Here is a 13383-nt window from a genome sequence, read left to right as displayed (position 1 = left end):
GGTCACGGCGCCACCACCTCCTCGGGCTCGCCGAGCGGGTGGTCCTGCTGCTCGTAGGCGTTGACGAGGCGCGCGTAGTCGTCGTTGCGCGCCACCAGCTCCCGGTGGGGTCCGCGATCGACGATCTCGCCGTCGGAGAGGAACAGCACCTCGTCGGCGAGCCCGATCGTCGCCTTGCGGTAGGCGACGACGACCAGCGTCGAGTCGCCCCCCGCCCCCTTCAACGCGGCGAGGATCCGGGCCTCCACCTCGGGGTCGACGGCGGAGGTGGCATCGTCGAGGACGAGCAGCCGCGGCCGGCGCACCAGTGCCCGAGCCAGCGAGATCCGCTGCCGCTGCCCGCCGGAGAGGGACGTGCCGCGCTCGCCGAGCCGGGTGTCGAGCCCGTCGGGAAGAGCGGCGACGAAGCCGTCGGCCTGGGCGGTGCGCAGCGCTGCCCAGACCTCGTCGTCGGCCACGTCGGCGCCGAGCGTGACGTTGCCGCGAACGGTGTCGTCGAAGAGGAACGCGGTCTGCGGCACGACGGCCAGCACCTCGGCCAGCTCCCCGCGGGCGAGGTCGCGCAGGTCGATGCCGTCGACGCGGATGCCGCCGGCGTCGACGTCCACCAGGCGGCTCAGCAGGTTGGTGAGCGTGCTCTTGCCGGACGCTGTCGCACCGACGAGGGCGACCGTGCGCCCGGGCTCGACGGTGAAGGTCACGTCGCGGAGCAGCGGCCGGTCGGCGTGGTAGCCGTAGCGGAGGCCCTCGACCTCCAGCAGCGCACCGGCCTCGGAGAAGGGAGCCGCCGCGTCGCCGTACGGCATCTTGCCGGAGGCGCGCAGCACCGCGTCGACGCGGCGGTAGCCGACCACGCTGCGGGGGAACTCCCCGAGCAGCCAGCCGATGGAGCGGATCGGGAACGAGACGATGGTGAGCAGGTAGGCGACGGTGACCACGTCGCCGGCGTCGGTCGCGCCGGAGAGCACGCGGTGCACGCCGAGCACCAGCACGACCAGCACCGCGAGGTTGGGCAGCGCCGCGAGGGTCGGGTCGAACGCGGCGCGGATCCGGCCGACCTTGATGTTCGTCTCGCGCAGGTCCTCGGCCATCGCCCGGAACCGGGCGGTCTCCTCCGGCTCACGACCGAGGGTCTTGATCACCATCGCGCCGTCGAACGACTCGTGCGCGATCTCGCTGAGCTCGGCGCGCAGCTGCTGGGCGCGGGTGGCCCAGCCCTGCGCCAGCCGCTGGTAGACCACGTTGGTCGCGATCACCAGCGGGAAGACGAGGAGGCCGACGAGCGCGAGCACGAGGTCGGCGAACAGCATCTGGAAGACTGCGATGATCATCATCGCGACGGTGCCGACGGCCATCGGCAGCGGCGCGATCGGGCCCCACGCGGCCTCGACGTCGGAGTTGGCGTTGGACAGCAGCTCGCCGGTCGGGTGCCGCTGGTGCCACTCCATGGGGAGCGAGAGGTACTGCCGGGTGACGGCGCGGCGGGTGCGCGCCTGCATCCGGTACTGCATGACGCCGGCCCCGAGCCTGCGGGCGACGATGCCGACGGCCCGCAGGATCGCGACGCCCATGAACAGCGCCAGCACCGCCCACAGCATCCCGGCGCCGATCTCGCCGTCGCGGAACGCCGGCAGCACGACGTGGTCGGTGGACCAGCCGAGCACCCACGCGTCGGCCACGGTCAGCGCGCCGAAAAGGAGGCTGCCGACGGTGGAGATCCCGAAGATCCAGGGCTCCCGCTTGATCGCGACCCAGAGTACGGCGAAGCCGGCGCCCGTCGTACCGGCGCCACTCTGCCGCTCGTCCGTCACTTCGGTCCTGCTCCTGTCCGTCGCCCCACGCAACCGGGCGGGGGGTGCAGCGTATTCCCCGCGTCGGACAGCGGTTCAGGCGCTCCCGACGAATTGCACCGCTCGGACCGACATGTGGAAGACCGTCATCGCGCCGCGGATGATGACCAGGAACCCGTCCGGGCCGTCCCGGTAGACCGTGCGGCCCTGCGGGGAGAACGGGTCGGGCGGGTCGAACTCGAAGGCCTGCTTCCGCGCCGCCGCCATCGCCTCGTCCCGGGTCAGGTGGTAGGTCTCGCTGACCCCGACGATCGTCGGGGGCTTCGCCTGTCCGTTGTTCGAGTACTCGATGGCGACCCGCCACCGCTCGCCGTGCGCGTCCTCGGGGGCCGGCGTCGCGGTCTCGTCGGGTGAGTACACCTCGTAGCTGGTCACCGTCGCGTCCTTCCCGGTCGGGTCGTCGTGCAATCCTGCCCTCATGACGTCCTTCGCCCGTGCCGAGCGTGCCCGCCTCTGCGACCTCGCCGTCGAGGCAGGTCCGGATGCTCCCACGCTGTGCGGGGACTGGACGGTCCGCGACCTGATGGCCCACCTGGTGCTCCGCGAGAACAGCCCGCTCTCGGCGGGCGTCGTCGTGCCTGCGCTGGCAGGCGTCACCGAACGCGCGACCGCGCGCACGGCCGAGAAGAAGACGTTCGAGGAGCTGGTCGAGAAGGTCCGGAAGGCCCGCAACCCGATGGGAGCGCTGAAGGCGGTCGACCAGGCCCTCAACACCGCGGAGTACTTCGTGCACCACGAGGACGTCCGCCGGGCCGTCCCCGGCTGGGAGCCGCGCACCCTCACGTCCGGGGAGCAGGACGCGCTCTGGCGGGTCGTCCGCGTCTCCGGGAAGGGCCTGGTTCGGCCCGCCGGGGTCCCGGTCGTCGCGCGCCGCTCCGACACCGGCGACACCTCGACGCTGCGCGCCGGGTCCGCCCCCGTCACCGTGACCGGCGAGCCGCAGGAGCTGCTGCTCTTCGTCTACGGCCGTCAGGAGACGCGCGGCCTCACCTTCGAAGGTCCGGACGACAGCGTCGCGCAGCTGCGCGAGGCGCGGCTCGGGATCTGAGCGGCGACACCGACCCCGGCACGGCGATGTCCTCGACGATCGAGATCACCTTCGACGACCCCGGCCGCAGCTCGCCCTGACGTCGCCGGGCGCCGTCGCCATCGATCAGGAATCGAGAAGCGAGCCGCGCCCACGCGCTCCTAGGGTCGGGTCGAAGCCACGACGAGAGGACTGCAGATGACGAAGAACGGGTCGGGCGGGTTCAGCGACGTCGAGCGCGCTGCCATGAAGGAGCGCGCCGCGGAGCTGCGCGCGGAGAAGGGCGGCAAGAAGGCCGCGGCGGCGCTCGACGACCTCCTCAAGAGCATCGCGGCGATGCCGGACGACCAGCGCGTCGTCGCCGAACGGATCCACCTCATCGTCACCGAGGAAGCTCCCGACCTCCGCCCGAAGACGTGGTACGGCCAGCCGGCGTGGACCAACGCCGACGGCAAGGTGGTCGTGTTCTTCCACTCCGCCGCCAAGTACGGCACCCGCTACAACACCCTGGGATTCGAGGAGGCCTCCCACCTCGACCAGGGCGTGATGTGGCCGACGTCGTTCGCGATCACCGGACCGCTCGACGCCGCAGCCGAGGAGCAGATCGCCGAGCTCGTACGACGGGCGGCCGGCTGACCCGCCGGCCCGCTAGGCGTAGTCGGCGTAGAGCCGCTGATCGGTTCCGTCGACGGTCATCGACCCGCCGTACGGGACGATCCACTGCGGCCGGGTGTGGCCGAACGGTGGCCCGACGACGACCACCGCGTCCGGGTTGTAGTGCCGTAGCGCCTGGACCGCAGTGTCCCGCTGCTCCGCCCGGTGGGTCCGGCGCTCCTCGACCGACGAGCGTCGCTCTCGGCTCGACGCCGGCGGGCGGCCGACCACGACGGCGTCGACGGCGGCGAGCAGGCCGCGTTCGCCGAGCGAGCGCAGGATCCAGCCGAACTCCCGCGCCGGGATCACCTCCTCCGACGTCTCGAGCAGCAGGACCCCGCCTTCGAGCACCTGCGGATCGGCCGGGAACCGCCCGGCGGTGAGGATCCACTGGAGCACCTCGATGCATCCGCCCCAGGTGCGGCCGGTGACCGATCGCGCCGGCCCCGCCCAGCTCCAGGGCTCGGTCGGCTCGCGATCGCCGTTCTCGCGCAGCGCCCGCGGATCCTGCCAGTCGAGCCCGAAGTCCTCGGACTCCCCCGGCTCGGTGATCTCGAGCCGCTCCCCGGTCAGCAGTGCCGCGCGCAGCGACTGCTGGTGGACGGGGTCGACGCCCGGTCCGGGGCCGAGGTGGACCTGGGTCGATCCGCCGTAGAACGACGCGACACCGTTGGTCCACAGCCAGCTCGCGAGGTTGGTGTTGTCGCTGTAGCCGAGGAACGGCTTGGGGTCGGCCCGGACGGGTTCTGGGTCGAGGTGCGGGATGACGGTGATCTGGTCCTCGCCGCCGAGCGTCGCGATCACGGCGCGGATGTCGGGGTCGGCGAACGCCGCGTTGAGGTCGGCGGCCCGCTCCTCCGGTGTTCCCTGCTTCCGCGTCGTCGGGAACTCGACCGGGACCAGGCCGGTGACCTGCTCCAGCCGCGCGAGCCCCTGCTCGTGCACCGCCGGCGCCACCTCGGGTCCCGCGAACGACGGCGAGAGGACCGCGATCCTGTCGCCGGGGCGGGCCTTGCGGGGCGAGAGCAGATCCATTCCTCGACTCTACGTTTCCGCCCGAGCCGTCTCGGCAGTCCCTACACCTGGTCGAGGTCGAGGCCCATCGGGGACCTCGAGGGGATGTCCCCCGCGGCGATGACGGCCCGGGTGATCGGGCGCAGCGCGTCGACGAGGGCGTCGACCTCCTCGCCGCCGAGCACGTCGTACGCCGGGGCCGCGAGCTCGTCGGTCAGCTGCTCGACCCGGTCCTTGAGCTCGCGGCCGGCATCGGTGAGCCCTCCCGGCCCGTCGACGAGGCCGCGGTCGCGAAGCCCGTCGAGCAGCGCGGTCCACTCGACCTCCTGCATCGTGCGGGCGAGCTCGTAGACGTCGCGGCCGGTGCCGGCCGCGAGGGCGTGCAGCACGTGGGACTCACGCCCGCCGACCCCGGCCGTGACGAGCGCGGCGACGTGACCGTCGCCGCGGTGCTCACGGAGCAGCGTCGCGGCGTGCCACAGCCGCTCGACCGGGTCGTCGGGCTCGGGCAGCGACCGGTTGGCCGCGAACAGCACCCGGCCGTCGAGGGGCGCGCTCCGGGCGGCCTTGGCGGCCAGGTCGGCGGCCAGCGCGACCGTGGGGTCGTCGCCGATCACGCCGAGCTGGCGGCGCAGCGCGGCGGCGGAGCCGGTGCGCCGCGCGTCGAGAGCCGACTGCGGCGGGGCGAACGCCCAGGCGTCGGGCAGGGCCCGGGCGACGTGGTCGGGCGCGAAGTTGTAGAAGGCCGCCCGGACGACCTCGGCGTTCACCGGACCGAGTGGCGCCGCCCGGCCGGCGAAGTAGCCCATCCAGAAACCGCGGTAGCCCGCCGCCTTGAGCTCGGAGAGCGGCTCGGGTGAGAAGTAGGTGACGGCGTGGACGGGCTCGAGCAGCGTCCAGAGCCGGCGGGCCTGCGTCGGAGTGGTTCGGGGCACGGGGTCAGTCTGCCGCGGGCTGCGCGCTCCGGCTGCGCACCCGCTCGACCACGAACAGCACGCCGCCGATCGCCACCAATCCGGCGCACCACACCACCGACGTCGGGTCGTCCACGACGACATAGCCGAGGAGCAGGAGGTTGCCGACCAGCCCGATGCCCAGCAGGACTCGCGGGGCGTGGAAGGTGCGGTCGGACTCGTCGTCACCGGTCAGCTTCAGCGCTGCTGCGATGACGAGGAAGTAGATGAGCAGGAGCAGCACCACGGTGACGGTCGCCAGCCGGGTCACCAGGTCGAGGCCGCCGCCGAGCTCGACCACAAGGGTCCCGACGACCAGCAGGGTGGCGACGACCACCGCCGAGAAGACCAGGCCCACCCACGGGCTGCGCCGGGACGGGTGGAGCTTCGCGAAGACGCCGGGCACGACGTCCTCGTTGGCCATGCCGTAGAGGATGCGCGGCTGGGTGACGACCGCGACCAGCGTCGTGTTGGTGATGGCGATGCAGGCGATGACCGTGAACAGCGTCGTCATGAGCCCGAGCGGGACCGGGATGACGTCGGCCTTGACCACTTCGAGCAGGGCGGCGTCGGAGGACCCGAGCTTGCCGCTCCCCACCACCAGGGACGCCGAGATCGCGACCAGCACGTAGATCACGCCGGCCGCGATCATGCCGCCGATGAGGGCGCGCGGGAACGCACGGTGCGGGTCCACGGTCTCCTCGGCGACGTTGGCGACGTTCTCGAAGCCGGTCATCGCGAAGAACGCGAGCGCCACACCGGCGATGATCGCGAAGATCGGGAAGCTGGTGGTCTCGAACTCGACCAGCCGGCCGAAGTCGGCGCCGTTCTTGGCGACGTACCAGACGCCGATGAGGACGACGATCACCAGTCCGGCGACCTCGACGAAGGTCATCACCATGTTGACGACGACCGACTCGGTGATCCCGATGAAGTTGATGATCGTCAGCAGCAGCAGGAACAGCAGGGCCACCAGGAGCGTGCTGGGAAGGTCCCAGAGCTCGGAGAAGTACGCCGCGAAACCGACCGACAACGAGCCGGCGGCGGCGAAGCTCGCCGAGAGGAAGCACACCGTGACGAGGAACGCGAGTGCACGGTTGCCGAACGCCCGGTGCACGTAGAGCGCGGCACCGGCCGCACGCGGGTACTTGGTGGCGAGCTCGGCATAGGCGAGCCCGGTGATGGCCGCGACGGACACACCGGCGGCGAACGCGATCCAGAAGGCGCCGCCGACCTCGCCCGCCACCGCGCCGATGAGGACGTAGATGCCGGAGCCGAGCACGTCCCCGAGCACGTAGAAGAAGAGCAGTCGCCCGGTGATGCTGCGGGTCAGGCCCTTGTCGTCGGAAGCCTCCGCGGCGCGGGAGTCAGGGACGGTGTCGGTCATGTGGGCGCTCCTTCGAGAAGTCGCCTCACCAGTTCCCCGGGACGGCACTTTTCATAAGTGCCCTCAGCGAACCGGGCAGCCCGCCTCACCCAGCGTCTGCTTCACCTCGGAGATCCGCAGCGTGCCGAAGTGGAAAACGGTGGCGGCCAGCACGGCGTCCGCTCCGGCCTCGACCGCGGGCGGGAAGTGCTCCAGGGCGCCGGCACCGCCGGACGCGATGACGGGGATGCTGACCTCACGGCGCACGGCCCGGATCAGCTCCAGGTCGAAGCCGGCGGTGGTGCCGTCGGCGTCCATGGCGTTGAGCAGGATCTCCCCCGCGCCGAGCTCGGCGGCCCGGACCGCCCACGCGATCGCGTCCAGGCCGGCCGACTTCCGGCCGCCGTGGGTGGTGACCTCGAACCCGGAGTCGGTGCTGTGCTCGGCCCCCTCCGGGGCCCGGCGGGCGTCGACGGAGAGCACCAGCACCTGGTTGCCGAACCGGTCCGCGATCTCGGCGACCAGCTCGGGACGGTGGATCGCCGCGGTGTTGACCGCGATCTTGTCCGCACCGGCGCGCAGCATGGTGTCGACGTCGTCGACGCTGCGGATCCCGCCGCCGACGGTGAGCGGGATGAACACCTGCTCCGCGGTCGCGGACACCATCTCGAGCGTCGTCGCGCGCCCCTCGTGCGACGCGGAGATGTCGAGGAACGTCAGCTCGTCGGCGCCCTCGGCGTCGTACGTGCGCGCCAGCTCCACCGGGTCACCGGCGTCGCGCAGCTCCTTGAAGTTGATGCCCTTGACGACGCGACCGGCGTCGACGTCGAGGCACGGGATCACGCGGACGGCGAGGCTCATCGTCGGCGCCTCACCGGCGTCCGGAGGGAAGTGTGAGCGCAAGGGCCTCCTCGAGGGTGAACTGCCCCGTGTAGAGCGCGGTGCCGGCGATCGCGCCCTCGACACCCACGGGCACCAGCTCCATCAGCGCGCGGACGTCGTCGAGCGTCGTCACGCCGCCGGAGGCGACGACCGGACGGTCGGTGGCCTCGCACACGTCGCGCAGCAGCTGGAGGTTGGGTCCTTGCAGCATGCCGTCCTTGTTGACGTCGGTGACGACGTAGCGGGCGCAGCCCTCGGAGTCGAGGCGGGCGAGCGTCTCGTAGAGGTCGCCGCCCTCCTTCGTCCAGCCGCGAGCGGCGAGGGTGCGGCCGCGGACGTCGAGGCCGACCGCCACCCGGTCGCCGTACGTCGCGATCGCCCGGGCGCACCACTCCGGCTGCTCCAGCGCGGCGGTGCCGATGTTGACCCGGCGACAGCCGGTCGCCATCGCCGCCTCCAGCGACTCGTCGTCGCGGATGCCGCCGCTCATCTCGACCTGGATGTCGAGCCGACCCACGATCTCCGCCTGGAGCTCCCGGTTGGTGCCGTGGCCGAACGCGGCGTCGAGGTCGACCAGGTGGATCCACTCGGCCCCCGCCTCCTGCCAGCGCAGCGCGGCCTCGACCGGGTCGCCGAACCGCTTCTCGGACCCGTCGACACCCTGGACCAGCTGGACGGCCTGGCCGCCCTTGACGTCGACGGCGGGGAGGAGTTCGAGGTAGTCGCTCACCCCAGGATCCTAGGGAATGCGCGGGCCGACCGAACGCGGCCGGGCGCCCGGTGATACGCCGCGCCGGAGGCCGGACGAGAACCTGTTCCAGGATTGTGGTGAAGTAGCCCCAGCGTCCGCCACGGGAGGGTGACGGACCGCGCTTCACAACCGAACAGGGAGGGAAACCCCATGACCTTGCGTCACCACTTCAGCCTGCGCGCGACCGCCGCCGGCAGCATCCTCGGTCTCACCGCCGGGACCGCGGCAGTGCTGGGTGCCACGGCACCCGCGTCGGCCGCGCCCATCGCCTTCGACTGCGAGGTGCCGATCGTCGGCGCGAAGACGTTCGACGTCGACCTGTCGTCGGACGCGCCCGCGACCGTGGCGCCGGGCTCGTCCGTGGCGCCGACGATCACCTCCGTGATGACCGTGCCGGAGGACCTGGCCGGACTGATGCGCGGGGTCCTGAGCATCGACGAGATCGCCGGCACGGTGGAGGCGGTCACCCTGGTCGACGGCGTCGAGACGCCGACCACGCTCACCATCCCGCGGTCCGACATCGGGGACACCGGCCCGGCCGTCCTCACCGGCACCGGGACGCTGCCGTCGTTCCCCGCCGGCGACCTGGGCACGGTCCACGAGATCACCGCCGGCGCGCAGAGCATCACGATGACCCTGTTCGACCTCGACGGCGCTCCCGCCGGCACTCCGTTCGCCATCCCCTGCGTGCCGGGTGCCGGGGAAAGCAACGTGATCGACACGATCGCGGTGAAGGCGGCGTCGACGACCAAGGTCAAGGCGTCGTACGCCAAGAACAAGAAGACGGCGAAGGCGACCGCGACCGTCACCGGGACGGCCGGCCCGACCGGCAAGGTGGAGTTCAAGCTGCTCCGCGGCGCCCGGCAGGTCAAGAAGGTCACCGTGGCGCTGAAGAGCGGGAAGGCGGTGGCGACCTTCAAGAAGGTCTCCAAGAAGGGCAGCTACACCGTGAAGGCCACCTACCAGGGCTCCGCGACGTCGACGGGGTCGAAGGGCAGCGCGTCGTTCCGCGTGCGGTGAGCTCACCGCGATCCTGACGGCTGACGGCCGGTCCCCTCGCTGGGGCCGGCCCGTTCCGTCAGGCGGCGCCGAGCGTGCCGACCCAGTTGCGCAGCAGCTGCGCGCCGGCGTCCCCGGACTTCTCGGGGTGGAACTGGGTCGCCGACAGCGGCCCGTTCTCGACGGCCGCCACGAACCGGTCGCCACCGTGCTCGGCCCAGATCACCCGCGGCTGGTAGGCGTCGGGGGTGCGGTCGTTGGTCACGAGCGTCCAGTCCCGCACGGCGTAGGAGTGCACGAAGTAGAAACGCTCGTCCTCGATGCCGGCGAACAGCCGGGACCCCTCGGGCACGTGAACGGTGTTCCAGCCCATGTGCGGGACGATCGGCGCCTGGATCCGCTCCACCACGCCGGGCCACTCGCCGCAGCCGTCGGTCTCCACGCCGTGCTCGATGCCGCGCTCGAAGAGGATCTGCATCCCGACGCAGATCCCGAGGACCGGGCGGCCGCCGGATAGCCGGCGCGCGATCACCCGCTCACCGCGGATCGCGCGCAGTCCCTCCATGCAGGCGGCGTAGGCGCCCACGCCCGGCACCAGGAGGCCGTCGGCCTCCATCGCGGCGTCGAGGTCGGAGGTGAGCGTCACGTCCGCGCCGGCTCGCTCGACCGCGCGCACGGCGGAGCGCAGGTTGCCGGAGCCGTAGTCCAGGACAACCACCGAAGGCGAGGACACGGCTACAGCGCACCCTTCGTGGACGGGATGCCGGTCTCCCGCGGGTCGTGCGCGACCGCGTCGCGGAACGCCCGGGCGAACGCCTTGAACTGGGTCTCCACGATGTGGTGCGGCTCGCGACCGGCGAGCACCCGCACGTGCAGTGCCAGGTGCGCGTGGAACGCGATCGTCTCGAACACGTGCCGGGTCAGCGAGCCGAGGTAGGCGGGCGTCGTACCTCCGAGCTGGACGTACTGCTGGCCCTCGGGCTCGCCGGTGTGGACACAGTAGGGCCGGCCGGACACGTCGACGACCGCCTGCACGAGCGCCTCGTCGAGGGGCACGGTGGCGTCGCCGAAGCGGCGGATGCCGGCCTTGTCGCCGAGCGCCTCGCGCAGGGCCTGACCGAGCACGATCGCGGTGTCCTCGACGGTGTGGTGGGCATCGATGTGAGTGTCGCCCTCGGTCTGGACCGTCAGGTCGACCAGCGCGTGGCGGGCGAAGGAGATGAGCATGTGGTCGTAGAACCCGACGCCGGTCGAGACGTCGTGCCGGCCGGTGCCGTCGAGGTCCACCTCGACGACGACCTTCGACTCGCTCGTCTGCCGCTCGATGCGTGCGGTGCGGCTCATGTCGTGACCTCCATCAGTGCCTTCTGGAAGGCAATCATCTCGTCCCCGGTGCCGATGCTGACCCGGAGCCAGCCGTCCGGCCCTGTCTCGCGGATCAGGACCCCCCGGTCGAGGAGCCCCTTCCAGACAGCATGACGGTCCTCGAACCGGCCGAACAACACGAAATTCGCGTCGCTGTCGGCCGCCTCGAAGCCCTGGTCGCGCAGCCAGTCGACGGTGCGGTCGCGCTCGGCGCGCAGCTCGTCCACCTTGCCGAGCAGCTCCGCTGCGTGGCGGAGCGCCGCGAGCGCGGTCGCCTGCGTCACCGCCGAGAGGTGGTAGGGCAGCCGCACGACACGGATCGCGTCACAGATCGCAGGATCCGCGGCGAGGTAGCCGAGGCGGAGGCCGGCCGCGGCGAACGCCTTGCTCATCGTGCGCGTGACCACGAGGTTGCGGTGGGCGGGCAGCTGCTCCAGCGCGCTCGGGACCCCGGTCCGCCGGAACTCGCCGTACGCCTCGTCGACGACGACGATCCCGCTGTCGCCCACGGCCCCGCAGAGCTCGTCGACGGCGGAGGGCGGCAGCGCGGTCCCGGTCGGGTTGTTGGGGCTCGGCAGCAGCACGACGTGCGGCCTGACGTCCTCCACGAGGGCACGGGCCCGGTCGAGGTCGAGCGAGAAGTCGTCCTCACGGCGACCGGCGACCCACGCGGTCATCGTGTCCCGGGCGTACTCCGGGTACATCGAGTACGTCGGCGCGAAGCTCAGCGCGGTGCGACCCGGCCCGCCGAAGGCCTGCAGCAGCTGCAGCATGACCTCGTTGGAGCCGTTGGCGGCCCACACCTGCTCCGGCGCGATCTCTCCCGCCACGTCACCGGAGAGGTACGACGCGAGCGCGGCGCGCAGCGCGACCAGCTCGCGGTCGGGGTAGCGGTTGAGGGTCCGGGCAGCCTCGGCCGCGGACGCGGCGATGTCGGCGACGCACTCCTCGGAGGGGCCGTAGGGGTTCTCGTTGACGTTCAGCTGGACCGGCACGTCCAGCTGCGGCGCGCCGTACGGCTCGATCCCCGCGAGCTCGGGGCGAAGTGGTGGGAAAGTCACTCGAACCGCACCCGCACCGCAGCGCCGTGACCCGGCAGGTCCTCGGCCTCGGCGAGGGTGACGACGTGGTCGGCCACGTCGGACAGGCCCTCGCGCGAGTAGTCGACGACGTGCACCGACTTGGTGAACGCCCGCACCGACAGGCCCGAGGAGTGGCAGGCACAGCCGCCGGTCGGCAGCACGTGGTTGGAGCCGGCGCAGTAGTCGCCGAGGCTGACCGGCGCGTAGGAGCCGACGAAGATCGCGCCTGCGTTGCGCACCCGGGCCGCCCACGACGAAGCGTCGACGGTGTGGATCTCGAGGTGCTCCGCGGCGTAGGCGTCGACGACCGCGAGGCCCTGCTCGAGGTCGCGGACCAGGACGGTGCCCGACTGGGGACCGGTGAGCGAGGTGCGGATCCGCTCGACGTGCTTGGTCGCGGACACCTGCTTGTCGAGCTCGGCGTCGACGTCGTCGGCGAGCGTCTCGGAGGTGGTGACGAGCACCGAGGCCGCGAGCGGGTCGTGCTCGGCCTGGCTGATCAGGTCGGCCGCGACGAACGCGGCATCCGCCGTGTCGTCGGCCAGGATCGCGATCTCGGTGGGCCCCGCCTCGGAGTCGATGCCGACCTGCCCCTTGAGCAGGCGCTTGGCGGTGACCACGTAGATGTTGCCCGGGCCGGTCACGAGATCGACCTTGCGGCACTCGCCCACGCCGTATGCGAACATCGCGATCGCCTGGGCACCGCCGACCGCGTAGACCTCCTCGACGCCGAGGAGCGCGCACGCGGCCAGGATCGTCGGGTGCACCGAGCCGCCGAACTCCCGTTGCGGGGGGCTCGCCAACGCGATCGACCCGACACCGGCGACCTGGGCCGGCACGACGTTCATCAGCACGCTGGAGACCAGCGGCGCCAGCCCGCCGGGCACGTAGAGCCCGACCCGGCCCACGGGCACCTTCCGGTGCGTCACCCGGGCTCCGGGACCGAGGTCGGTGACCGCGTCCGCCTCGAGCTCGTTGGCGCACGTGGCCCGGAGCCGTCGTACGGACTCCTCGAGGCCGGCCCGGATCTGCGGGTCCAGCTGCTCGAGCGCGGCCGTCAGCTCCTCGGACGGGACCCGGAGGTCATCGACGCGCACGCCGTCGAACCGCTCCCCCAGGCTCTTGATCGCCTCGACGCCGCCGGTGCGGACCTCCTCGCAGATCGCATGCACCGCCGGCACCGCGGCTTCGACGTCGAAGTCGGCGCGGGGCACGGCTGAGCGGTAGTCGACGCTCTCGTCGGCTCCGCGCAGGTCGATGCGACGGATGAGGGGCATGCGACAGATTCTACGGTCGCACGCCCCTCGCTCCTGAGGCGCCGACGTCAGGCGGACCGCTGCCCACGCACTATCGCCGCCACGACCAAGCTCGACCTCCACCAGTCTCCCGACGAGCACCGTCGCGTGCGGGCCGTCCTCGCCTGGCTGAGGACCTAGGGCG

Annotated in this window: 14 protein-coding genes; 3 read left to right on the top strand and 11 right to left on the bottom strand. The window is 72.0% G+C overall.

Annotated elements, in window-relative coordinates; genetic code table 11:
- Window positions 1–2: 2 nt before the first annotated feature.
- Together DJ010_RS05755 and DJ010_RS21990 are read right to left on the bottom strand one after the other, a co-directional pair.
- Complete coding sequence (locus DJ010_RS05755) at window positions 3–1811, bottom strand: ABC transporter ATP-binding protein (RefSeq protein ID WP_109692696.1); 1809 nt, start codon at window positions 1809–1811, stop codon at window positions 3–5.
- Between the two features lie 75 nt (window positions 1812–1886).
- On the bottom strand, window positions 1887–2270 hold the full coding sequence (locus DJ010_RS21990; RefSeq protein ID WP_158282945.1) for a hypothetical protein: 384 nt from the start codon (window positions 2268–2270) through the stop codon (window positions 1887–1889).
- On the opposite strand from DJ010_RS21990, the gene DJ010_RS05745 reads away from it, so the two are divergent.
- Together DJ010_RS05745 and DJ010_RS05740 are read left to right on the top strand one after the other, a co-directional pair.
- Window positions 2269–2898, top strand: coding sequence for a TIGR03085 family metal-binding protein (locus tag DJ010_RS05745; RefSeq protein WP_109692695.1), 630 nt, complete (start codon window positions 2269–2271; stop codon window positions 2896–2898). The genes DJ010_RS21990 and DJ010_RS05745 overlap by 2 nt on opposite strands.
- A 177-nt stretch (window positions 2899–3075) precedes the next feature.
- Window positions 3076–3513, top strand: coding sequence for an iron chaperone (locus DJ010_RS05740; protein ID WP_109692694.1), 438 nt, complete (start codon window positions 3076–3078; stop codon window positions 3511–3513).
- A 12-nt stretch (window positions 3514–3525) separates the two neighbouring features.
- On the opposite strand, the gene DJ010_RS05735 is transcribed toward DJ010_RS05740, so the two are convergent.
- From DJ010_RS05735 to priA, 5 genes are all read right to left on the bottom strand, one after another.
- Window positions 3526–4566, bottom strand: coding sequence for a S66 family peptidase (locus tag DJ010_RS05735; protein ID WP_109692693.1), 1041 nt, complete (start codon window positions 4564–4566; stop codon window positions 3526–3528).
- Window positions 4567–4607: 41 nt separating this feature from the next.
- Window positions 4608–5480: an SCO6745 family protein gene (locus tag DJ010_RS05730; RefSeq protein WP_109692692.1), complete on the bottom strand. Its 873-nt coding sequence runs from the start codon at window positions 5478–5480 to the stop codon at window positions 4608–4610.
- A 4-nt stretch (window positions 5481–5484) separates the two neighbouring features.
- The gene (locus DJ010_RS05725; protein WP_109692691.1) at window positions 5485–6885 is read right to left on the bottom strand and encodes an APC family permease; all 1401 of its coding nucleotides are present in this window, start codon (window positions 6883–6885) and stop codon (window positions 5485–5487) included.
- 63 nt (window positions 6886–6948) lie between these two features.
- Window positions 6949–7725: an imidazole glycerol phosphate synthase subunit HisF gene (gene hisF, locus DJ010_RS05720; protein WP_109692690.1), complete on the bottom strand. Its 777-nt coding sequence runs from the start codon at window positions 7723–7725 to the stop codon at window positions 6949–6951.
- 10 nt (window positions 7726–7735) lie between these two features.
- On the bottom strand, window positions 7736–8476 hold the full coding sequence (gene priA, locus DJ010_RS05715) for a bifunctional 1-(5-phosphoribosyl)-5-((5-phosphoribosylamino)methylideneamino)imidazole-4-carboxamide isomerase/phosphoribosylanthranilate isomerase PriA (protein WP_109692689.1): 741 nt from the start codon (window positions 8474–8476) through the stop codon (window positions 7736–7738).
- Window positions 8477–8647: 171 nt separating this feature from the next.
- On the opposite strand from priA, the gene DJ010_RS05710 reads away from it, so the two are divergent.
- A complete protein-coding gene (locus tag DJ010_RS05710) occupies window positions 8648–9517 on the top strand; it encodes a DUF6801 domain-containing protein (protein ID WP_109692688.1) in 870 nt (289 codons plus the stop codon).
- 58 nt (window positions 9518–9575) lie between these two features.
- Here DJ010_RS05710 and hisH read toward each other — a convergent pair whose 3' ends face one another.
- The 4 genes from hisH to hisD are packed head-to-tail and all read right to left on the bottom strand — an operon-like array spanning window position 9576 to window position 13220.
- On the bottom strand, window positions 9576–10229 hold the full coding sequence (gene hisH, locus DJ010_RS05705) for an imidazole glycerol phosphate synthase subunit HisH (RefSeq protein ID WP_109692687.1): 654 nt from the start codon (window positions 10227–10229) through the stop codon (window positions 9576–9578).
- Between the two features lie 2 nt (window positions 10230–10231).
- The gene (gene hisB, locus DJ010_RS05700) at window positions 10232–10840 is read right to left on the bottom strand and encodes an imidazoleglycerol-phosphate dehydratase HisB (protein ID WP_109692686.1); all 609 of its coding nucleotides are present in this window, start codon (window positions 10838–10840) and stop codon (window positions 10232–10234) included.
- Entirely contained in the window at window positions 10837–11922 is a 1086-nt protein-coding gene (locus tag DJ010_RS05695; protein WP_109692685.1) for a histidinol-phosphate transaminase, read from the bottom strand. The genes hisB and DJ010_RS05695 overlap by 4 nt, the downstream gene beginning before the upstream one ends.
- Complete coding sequence (gene hisD, locus DJ010_RS05690; RefSeq protein ID WP_109692684.1) at window positions 11919–13220, bottom strand: histidinol dehydrogenase; 1302 nt, start codon at window positions 13218–13220, stop codon at window positions 11919–11921. Before hisD ends, DJ010_RS05695 begins: the two co-directional genes overlap by 4 nt.
- Window positions 13221–13383 lie beyond the last annotated feature (163 nt).

The sequence above is a fragment of the Nocardioides silvaticus genome (assembly GCF_003160695.1).
Classification (GTDB): domain Bacteria; phylum Actinomycetota; class Actinomycetes; order Propionibacteriales; family Nocardioidaceae; genus Nocardioides; species Nocardioides silvaticus.
The sequence above is the reverse complement of the archived record's forward strand: the minus strand, read 5'-3'. Positions and strand labels throughout refer to the sequence as shown.

Coding starts and splice junctions, on each gene's coding strand:
- DJ010_RS05710 (WP_109692688.1), top strand. CDS start 8,648: ATGACCTTGCGTCACCACTTCAGCCTGCGCGCGACCGCCGCCGGCAGC.
- DJ010_RS21990 (WP_158282945.1), bottom strand. CDS start 2,270: ATGAGGGCAGGATTGCACGACGACCCGACCGGGAAGGACGCGACGGTG.
- DJ010_RS05745 (WP_109692695.1), top strand. CDS start 2,269: ATGACGTCCTTCGCCCGTGCCGAGCGTGCCCGCCTCTGCGACCTCGCC.
- hisD (WP_109692684.1), bottom strand. CDS start 13,220: ATGCCCCTCATCCGTCGCATCGACCTGCGCGGAGCCGACGAGAGCGTC.
- hisB (WP_109692686.1), bottom strand. CDS start 10,840: ATGAGCCGCACCGCACGCATCGAGCGGCAGACGAGCGAGTCGAAGGTC.
- DJ010_RS05740 (WP_109692694.1), top strand. CDS start 3,076: ATGACGAAGAACGGGTCGGGCGGGTTCAGCGACGTCGAGCGCGCTGCC.
- DJ010_RS05735 (WP_109692693.1), bottom strand. CDS start 4,566: ATGGATCTGCTCTCGCCCCGCAAGGCCCGCCCCGGCGACAGGATCGCG.
- hisF (WP_109692690.1), bottom strand. CDS start 7,725: ATGAGCCTCGCCGTCCGCGTGATCCCGTGCCTCGACGTCGACGCCGGT.
- DJ010_RS05725 (WP_109692691.1), bottom strand. CDS start 6,885: ATGACCGACACCGTCCCTGACTCCCGCGCCGCGGAGGCTTCCGACGAC.